A 7,966-nucleotide genomic window follows, 5' to 3' on the forward strand; every position below is an offset into this window, starting at 1 on the left:
CGACCACCGGCACTACCGGATGAGCCTGGCCAGCACCTGGGCCGCCGCCAGGATCGTGCGCCGGATCACGGTGACCCTCCTCACCGGCTGGCGCATCCCGCCGAGGACGACGACCCACGACGCCGCCGTCTTCGCCGTCACCGAACTGGTCACCAACACGGTGCGGCACGCCGGACGGCGGTCTCCGTCCTTCGAACTGCTCATCGCCGTCACCGACGCCCACCTGGAAGTCGCCATCCTCGACGGCGACCCGGCCCTGCTCGACCTCCCCGAACCAGGCGACACGGGCGGCCTGGCCGCCGTCGCCGACCTCGCCCGCCACCTCGGCGGCCGGCTCGGCGTCCACCCCGACCCGAGCGGCGGCAAGACCGTCCGCGTCCGCCTGCCCATCGCCCCCTGACACCCCACGGCGCCGATGACCGCAGGTGCCGACGTCAGCGAGGAGGTGGTCCGGCCTACGCCCCGGGCGAGGCCGTCCCGGTGTCGCCGCGCAGCTCGTCCAGGAGCTCTGCGCGGTCGGTCAGCAGGGTGCCGAGGATCGACCGGGCGACCGCGAGGAGGTCGGCGACTTCGGGCGTGGTGAGGCGGTAGAGCACCGTGGCGCCGTCCCGGCGGGAGGCGACCAACCCGGTGCGACGCAGGATCGCCAGCTGCTGCGACAGGTGCGCCGCCTCGATCCCGACCTCGGGCAACAGCTCGGCGACGGCCTGCTCGCGCTCGCTCAGCAGCTCCAGCACCCGGATCCGCGCCGGGTGGCCGAGCGTCTTGAAGAACTCCGCCTTGTGCTGGTAGAGCGGCACGCTCACGACCGACGGCTGTCGCGGGGTGGTCGTGTCCACCGGGCTCACCGTCCCCGTCCGGTACAAGCCGTGAAGAACGTCATCACTGCCGACTCTAGCAACTCCACCCGCGGGTGATCATCCCGCCGCCAGTGCGGCGAGCGCGGTCTCCAGGTCCGGGAAGAGTCGGATCACGCCGAGGCCGTAGCACGCCAGCAGCGCCGGCGTGCACCGCTCGCCCAGCCCGCACACCGCCAACGCGCCCCGGTCGGAACCGACCAGCGCGGCCGCGTTCACGAGGGCCGCCTCACCCGCGCCGTTCCAGCCGCGCAACGCCGTGAGGTCGAGGACGACCGGCCCGGCGCAGCGGGCCCGGACCCAGTCGACGGCGCCCTCGAAGCGGTGCACCGCCTGCTCGCCCAGGAACCCGGACACGCGCAGCACGCCGACGCCGTCGACGTCCTCCAGTTCCCATTGGATGCTCATCGCCGCCCCTTTCCCGCACACGCGGGGCGGCGATGAGCCACCACGAGGAGGCCCCGGCTGCCCACCGGAGGCTGGGGACCAGGACAGCCGCCCGGTGTGCGCGGATTCCGCCCCCGTGCCACCAGGCTTCCGAAACCGCCTGGCACCACGAACGGAGCGAGCGGCCCCCGAACACGCCGACACGGAGAGACACCCATTCCGATCCCCTTCCTCGTAGTTGCCAATCTTAGCAACTGCTAAGGTTTGCATCGCGGTGGCACCGCCGGAAGCGTGCCGCTGCCCAGGGGCGGCCCCACCGGAACCGACGCCGAGTCGGGCCGCCCTCCCCTCCCCTCGCCCAACCACCGATCACGGCCTTCGCAGCCGCAACGGATCCGCCGACGCCAGGACCGACTCCACCCGGCCGATCTCATCGACCACGAAGACCCTGAACGCACGCTTCGCAGCCACGTCCGCCGCAGTGCCCGGTCGCTCGACAAGGCCCGCGAGACGTGGTCAGCCCGCTTCGGGTGATGTGGGGGTGGGAGCGGGCTGATTCGCTACAGCGGCGGCTTGTTCCTCAGGTACCCGGCTTCGTCAGGGCGCAGAGCCTTCCGCCTGTCGCAGCCGACCGTGCCGGCGGTGCCGTCGCTTTTGGTCACGGCGGTGTGCGTGGGACAGGCCCAGACGAAGTAGCGCTGGGCCGGGTGGCTGGTCGTGTACGGGGGCCTTGCGGGGCGCCGCTTGGACGGGATCGTGTACTTGCGCAGTTCGGCCTGGGCCCCGTGGTCGGGGCAGACGGGCGGGTGGAGCAGAAGCTCTGCGTTCTCGTGCTCAAGGATGTGGCGGGCGAAGCGGCTTCCCCGGAACGGGACCATGATCTCCCGCCGCCCCTGACCGCCAGGCGCGTGGGACAAGGTGTTGAGGCTGCCGAGGAAGCAGAGTTGCTCGTCGATCACCAGGATCTTCTGGTGCATGTCCTTGATCTCCACCACGGTGTCGGCCACCGCCCTGAGTTCGGGCAGCCGGCGGGCGGCATCAGCCGCGGTGGCCTCCTTCGCCAGCTGGCCCTGCAGCAGGCTGTCGCTCTCGTTGGTGACGAAGAGGTGGACCCGCACACCTCGGCGGCGCGCGTCGTGAAGCCGCGGAAGAACCTCCCACATGCGTTTGGTGTACCAGGGCGACCAGAGCCAGATGCTGTGGCGGGCCTGGTCGATGGCATCGAGGGCGTCAGGGTAGTAGGTGTCCTCGTCGTGGATGGCGGTGTACCGGACGTGGCCCTCGAATGCCTGCCAGATCTCCTGCTGCAGCGGGTTCAGCCCCGGCGAGTCGGTGGCGGGCAGACCGAGGAGTTGATGGGAACGGACGCCGCGCACCAGCGCCTCGGGCTCCGCTCGCGCCATGTCGCGCAACTGTGCCAGTACCGTCCCGTTGCCCGCTCTGGCCAGGGCGTCCCAGGCTGCGAGCACGTAGACACGTTGACGGGCCCGCGTCGCACCCACGTTGAAGAGCCTGGCTCCGGTCTTGGCGTAGGACCACGCCTCCTTGAAGTCACCGGCAGCGGTCCATCCTGGAAGTACACCGTCCTCCACCAGGTCCAGGATGACCACGTCGAACTCCCGGCCCTGGAAGCTGTGTGCCGTACCCACCTCCACCGCGGGCGTACGGAAGAGCCGGCCCTGGTCGTGGAGCCAATCGTGCGTCACCTGGGCCTGCAGCCTGTACGGCGTGACGATGCCGACGCTCTCACCCTCGTCGTGGTGGCGCTCGGCCAACGCGGTCGCCAGCAGACTGCCGGCCACCCACCAGCGGCCCCCTTCGCCCGGCACCCGCCGTGCGGAGGCGATTCCGTCGTCACCCTCGCCGAGCCCGTCGGTGGTGACCAGGATGATCTCCGGGTCGAGGGTGCGGTCCCGCACCGGGCGGGCCGACTTGAGCATGCCGCCGTAGGCGATCCGGTTGACCAGGTCGGTGGTGTCGGGTCCGAACCGGTGCGTGGTGAGCAGCGCCGCGCAGCCGGGGTGCGCCAAGGCCTCGGCGGGTGTGCGGATGCCCACCAGTTCGAAGCAGTCCGTGCGGATCCAGCGCTCCAGCTCCGGCTGCTTCGGCACGCGCTTGGGCATGACCGGGCCGAGCTGGCAGAAGTCGCCGAACAGGACGACGGTCTCCTTGGCCTTGGCGACCGCGACGATCAGTTCGGGCAGCAGGGCGGCCCCGGCCTCGTCGATCAGGACGACGTCATAAGGCCCTTCGGCCACGGTCCGGTTGAGCCGCAGCCGGGCGAGCGTGGTGGCCACCACGCTCGCCCCGCGGATCAGTTCGGGCTCGGCCTGGGAGCGCCGACGCGCCAGCTCCCGCACGAGCCGCTCGTGTTCGCGCTCCAACTCTCCTTGTCTGGAGAGCAGTCCGGCGCAGGAGGCCCGCAGTTCGCCGAGCCGGACAGCCAGGGTGGGGAGTCCGGCGCGATCGGAGGTCGCCACCAGATCGGCGTCCTCAGGCCGGGGATGGTGATCCTGCCGGGCCGTCCGCAGCCGGTGCCCGGCGGCCAGCACCGTCTGCTGGGCGAGCGTGAGATCCTGGTCCAGCTTGGCCTGGTCGGCAGCGGTCGAATCGATCAGGGCCAGCTGCAGGCGCAGCACGGTGTCATCGACGGGATGGGCCTGCGCCTGCGCCTCGGCGATGCGCCGACGCAGTACCTCGTGGTGGGCGGAGTAGGTCTCGGCGGCCTGGGCAACCTGCTGCTGGAGGGCGCCTCGGCGCTCGGCCTGCTCGGCTCGTTCGCGCTGGATCTCGCCACGCCGCCGCCTGTTCCGCAGGCGGCCCCGTCCGTCGAGTTCGCGTTCCTCCGTGTCCAGAGCGGCCAGCGCGGCCTCGGCGTCGAACAACGCCGCCCGCAGCTGCTGCTGGCTCTCCTCCCCCTTCTCGATCTCGGCCAGCCACTGCGCCACCTGCTCCAGCAGGGCCCGCTGAGGCGCCCAGCTCTCCCAGCGCCCCAGCGCCTCCCGATGCTCGCCGGCCGCCTGCACGCTCCGGGTCCGGGCGTCCGCCTCGCCCGCTTCGGCTGCCTCCAGTTCGGTCGCGAGACGCTCCACCAGAACGCCGTGGGCAAGACGGCTCCTGGCCTGCTCGTACGCGTCGGGATCGAAGCCGGCGAGTCGGGTCTCGGTCTCACGCAGCTCGGTCAGCGCCGGTTCGCTCGCCAGGGTGGCGAGTTGCTCAGCGATCCCTTGCACCGCCTGCTCGGCCTCCGCCACCTTCGCCCGCACCAGCAGGGGCAGCGAAACCCGCGGGTCCTCGGCCACCTGGCGGAGCGCGGGAGAGCCGACCCGGACCATCAGGCCGGGCGGCAGCGAAGAACGCTCCTTGAGCACGCCCTCCAATGCGTTGTCCACCGCCACGTTGGTGCCGGAGACCAGCAGGACCCGTTTGCCCCGCAGGGCCAGGTCGCTCAGCGCCCGGGTCAACACGGTCGTCTTCCCGGTGCCGGGCGGCCCCCAGACCAGCCGCAAACCCGGAGAGGTACAGGCCAGATACGCCTGTGCCTGGCCGCCCTTCAGAACGCCACCGCAGGCGGAGCTCTCCGCAGGCGCGACCGCGTCGACCCGGCCGCCGACCAGCCGTTCCGCGAGCCCGGTGTCCGGCAAGGCCGCCAGCGCTTCACGCAGTGAGCGGTACAGGAAGTCGGCCGGACGCCGGACCGCCCACAGCGCCAATCCGCTCCGGGGTGCGTGGGCCGCCACCTGAAGGCGGACCCGCTCCGGCTCGACCCGCCAACCGAGGACGGTGAACGACCGCGCCCGCCGGTCGTCAGGCCCGGCCCCGGTGGCCAGCCGCATGTCCTGGAGGTCGTCGGGGTCGATCCGGCTCCCATAGGTGGGCAGGCCGTACCAGCCGTCCTCCAGGTAGTGAACCTCCCCGACCTTCGTGTGCCGCGAGGATTCCGCTCGGCCACCGGAGCGGCCCTCACCAACCAGCACCTCGTCCACTGCCTGGACCAGCTGCTCCAGCCACTGCGCCAACGTTCCCCCACCTGGCCCACCTGGACACAACAACGCCACTTGCGCCAACTATCCCACGCTGGTCACTCCGTGTGTGCGCTTGTTATACAACTCGCCACGCGCCACTACGGCAACCAGCACCAACACGCGAGTCCCGGCAGTCGGCGACTTGGCCTTCGACCACAGGCAGGCCAGCGGGGAGTTGCGGTTGTGGACCGAGGGTGCTGACCTGACCGAAATCCTGGCGGAGCATGCCGCAGCCACCACAGCGCGAGGGCACCGGGTGCTGTGGAGCACCAGTTCGCCGCTGCCCAAGCCGAAGCTCAGGCATGGGCGCAGGGCCGTTCGGCGGGTGAGCCAGCAGAAGCCCGGCCCCGTCACGCCGCCGGTCAGGACCTCACAGTTCCTGGCCAGCACACTGCTGCGCCGCCCCGGGATCTGGACGCGTCTGGAGGGCCACCTGGAGCTGAGGATCTCCAGCTCAGAAGTCGAGCACGGCGTCGACTGGCTGCTCGACCGCGTCGTCACCTCCAGGACGTCCGTCCACGACGAACGCATTCCCCGCCTTCTGGGCGATGCGATTGCAGGGCCCGACCTCATCTGGGATCGGGCAAGCCACGCCTGCGGACCGGACGAGTGCCGGATGCGGTTCATCCCCCGGGAGACGGGCCACGGGTGGAACGGAGTGCTGACCGTACGCCCGCGTCCGGCCGCCTGCGCGGCGACGCGTGAAGGCTGACGGCCTACACCTCTTCACCCCGATCGACGCCGTCGAGCGTCTCGCCGAACCGTTCCAGCGCTTCCTCCGGCCCGCAGCCGAAGGCGCGGCCGATGTACTCCCAGGTCATCAGGTTGCTGCGGGCCCTGCGGCCGGCCAGCAGCGCGGTCGAACCGGCGGCGCGCTCGAACCGGGCGGCCGCACGGGCAGCGGCGTACGGCCGGCTCTCCGTCAGGTCGCAGATCCGGTCCACCAGCGCCGCGACCAGCTCTTCGACCTCGTGCGGCACCACACCCTCGGCCAGGTCGACGTGCCACTCCCAGTCCGCGAACGGCCCGGTGGCCTCGCCCACCGCCTCGGTCGCCGCGTCGTCGCCGAAGTCCAACAGGTGCACCTGCTCACCCCGCCAGCCGCAGCTGCAACCACCGCGCACCGCAGCGGCCCGAGGACCATCCGCACCGTTGTAGAGCCACCAGGTGGTGCGCCCGTCCGGCAACGGCGCCGGCTCGCTGCCGTCCGCCAACACCGCCGCCGGGAAACCCTGGTGGCGCCTGCTCTCGTCAACCCATGGCATGCCGTGTCCCTCACGTCCCTGGAGTACAGCACCAGGGTTCTCGGCCCGTGACGCAGTGTCAAGGCTTCGCGACAACCGGTGCGACCCGCACCTCAAGGGGGCGCGCACCAGCCGCCGCACGCCGAGTCAGAGGTGCCCAGGCAGATCGATGAGCCGCTCGATCCGGATGACCGTCCCATCCGCCATCGGCGACGGCCCGCGATGAGGCCGCCACCGGGCCTCCGAACCGCACGCCAATGGAGTTCGGCAAATCGACGTGGCGAAGCGCTGATCGCAGCGGGTACCCCTATCGTCGTGTCGGGCCCGAAGGTGGTCCACCTCGCGTAGTGGGCGGCGAGCGGCATCCCGTCCATCATCTCGGCAACACAGCTGGGGTGCTGGCCGCCCTGCAACCATCGAGCGGGCCCCCTCAGCGCTGACCATAGTCGCGTTCCAGGTACTCCAGCTCCTTGATCCAGATGCTCAGATTGTCGCCCGTGCGTCCAAACTCCTCCCGTGCTAGGCGGTAGAACCCTGCGCCGGGTTCCTGCTTGTTCGGGTCCTTGAACACCACCATGGCGCTGAGCATGGCCCTGATGCCGTTAGGGCTCTCCTGGCGGGAGACGTCGGCGAGGAGGAGGTCCATCTCTGCACTATGAGCCGGAACGTTGTGACCTTCGTCCGCCAGGAGTTGGCTCAACTCGCTGTAGGAGATCCGCCGTTCCCGACTCCGGGCCCGCTCCAGGAGGAGGCCCGTCATGGCTTCCTGGGCCGCCTCGTACTCAGGGGTTCCTCGCCGCATGGCATCCTCCTCAACAGCTTCGGGAGTAGCACCCTATCGGCGACAAGCCACGCCCACTGCGCTCCACAGTCTCCTCTGCAACGACAACGAGCAAGATCACGGACACGGCTCGCAGAAAACCAACTCGCAGACCTGATCGCGTTGGCGATGGGGCGTGTTCGCCGCCGAGGGCATCGACCAGGTGCTCTACCTCGCGGTCCGGGAGCCGAGTCGTCGCCAACGACAAGTTGATGACAACTCGTCCGGAATGTGACAGGTCCAACCGAAAACGACACAGGCGGAGGGTTCAGGGCCGGGTGCCGCCCATGAACGGGCCGTCCATGCTGTCGATCGGGAGGATCTCCACGTTCTTGCCGGTGCGCGGCGCGTGGATCATCTTGCCGTCACCGATGTAGATGCCCACGTGGTGCAGGTCGGAGTAGAAGAAGACCAGGTCTCCGGGTTGCAGGTCGGCCCGGCTGATGCGCTGGCCGGCGTTCCACTGGTCCTGGGAGACGCGCGGAAGGGAGACCCCGGCGGCCTTCCACGCCGCGCCGGTGAGCCCCGAGCAGTCGAAGGAGCCCGGCCCGGTGGCGCCCCAGACGTAGGGCTTGCCGAGCTGGGCATAGGCGAACTTGACCGCGTCCGCGGCTCGGCCGGTGGCCGGGCCCT

8 protein-coding genes are annotated in these 7,966 nt (G+C 70.6%); 2 read left to right on the forward strand and 6 right to left on the reverse strand.

Annotation, left to right across the window (positions count from 1 at the left end; translation table 11 throughout):
• The coding region (locus J0670_RS23060; RefSeq protein WP_207813554.1) for an ATP-binding protein at window positions 1-400 on the forward strand (400 nt) is incomplete at its 5' end.
• 55 nt (window positions 401-455) lie between these two features.
• On the opposite strand, the gene J0670_RS23065 is transcribed toward J0670_RS23060, so the two are convergent.
• The 3 genes from J0670_RS23065 to J0670_RS23075 form a co-directional block, all read right to left on the reverse strand.
• Entirely contained in the window at window positions 456-806 is a 351-nt protein-coding gene (locus tag J0670_RS23065) for a metalloregulator ArsR/SmtB family transcription factor (RefSeq protein WP_207813561.1), read from the reverse strand.
• Window positions 807-917: 111 nt separating this feature from the next.
• Window positions 918-1,265 (reverse strand): STAS domain-containing protein, encoded by a 348-nt coding sequence (locus J0670_RS23070; RefSeq protein ID WP_207813555.1) that lies wholly within the window; start codon window positions 1,263-1,265, stop codon window positions 918-920.
• Between the two features lie 539 nt (window positions 1,266-1,804).
• A complete protein-coding gene (locus tag J0670_RS23075) occupies window positions 1,805-5,263 on the reverse strand; it encodes an AAA domain-containing protein (RefSeq protein WP_207813556.1) in 3,459 nt (1,152 codons plus the stop codon).
• 148 nt (window positions 5,264-5,411) lie between these two features.
• Here J0670_RS23075 and J0670_RS23080 point away from each other — a divergent pair, with 148 nt between their 5' ends.
• Window positions 5,412-5,981, forward strand: coding sequence for a hypothetical protein (locus J0670_RS23080; RefSeq protein WP_207813557.1), 570 nt, complete (start codon window positions 5,412-5,414; stop codon window positions 5,979-5,981).
• A 4-nt stretch (window positions 5,982-5,985) separates the two neighbouring features.
• Here the strand turns inward: J0670_RS23080 and J0670_RS23085 are convergent, their stop codons facing one another.
• From J0670_RS23085 to J0670_RS23095, 3 genes are all read right to left on the reverse strand, one after another.
• Window positions 5,986-6,534: a hypothetical protein gene (locus tag J0670_RS23085; protein ID WP_207813558.1), complete on the reverse strand. Its 549-nt coding sequence runs from the start codon at window positions 6,532-6,534 to the stop codon at window positions 5,986-5,988.
• 409 nt (window positions 6,535-6,943) lie between these two features.
• Window positions 6,944-7,273, reverse strand: a complete 330-nt coding sequence (locus tag J0670_RS23090) for a hypothetical protein (protein ID WP_243437387.1) — start codon at window positions 7,271-7,273, stop codon at window positions 6,944-6,946.
• Window positions 7,274-7,601: 328 nt separating this feature from the next.
• On the reverse strand, window positions 7,602-7,966 hold a 365-nt coding region (locus tag J0670_RS23095; RefSeq protein ID WP_207813560.1), incomplete at its 5' end, for a C40 family peptidase.

Origin of the sequence: Streptomyces sp. FH025 (assembly GCF_017427025.1) — a bacterium.
In the GTDB taxonomy this organism is placed as follows: Bacteria; Actinomycetota; Actinomycetes; order Streptomycetales; family Streptomycetaceae; genus Kitasatospora.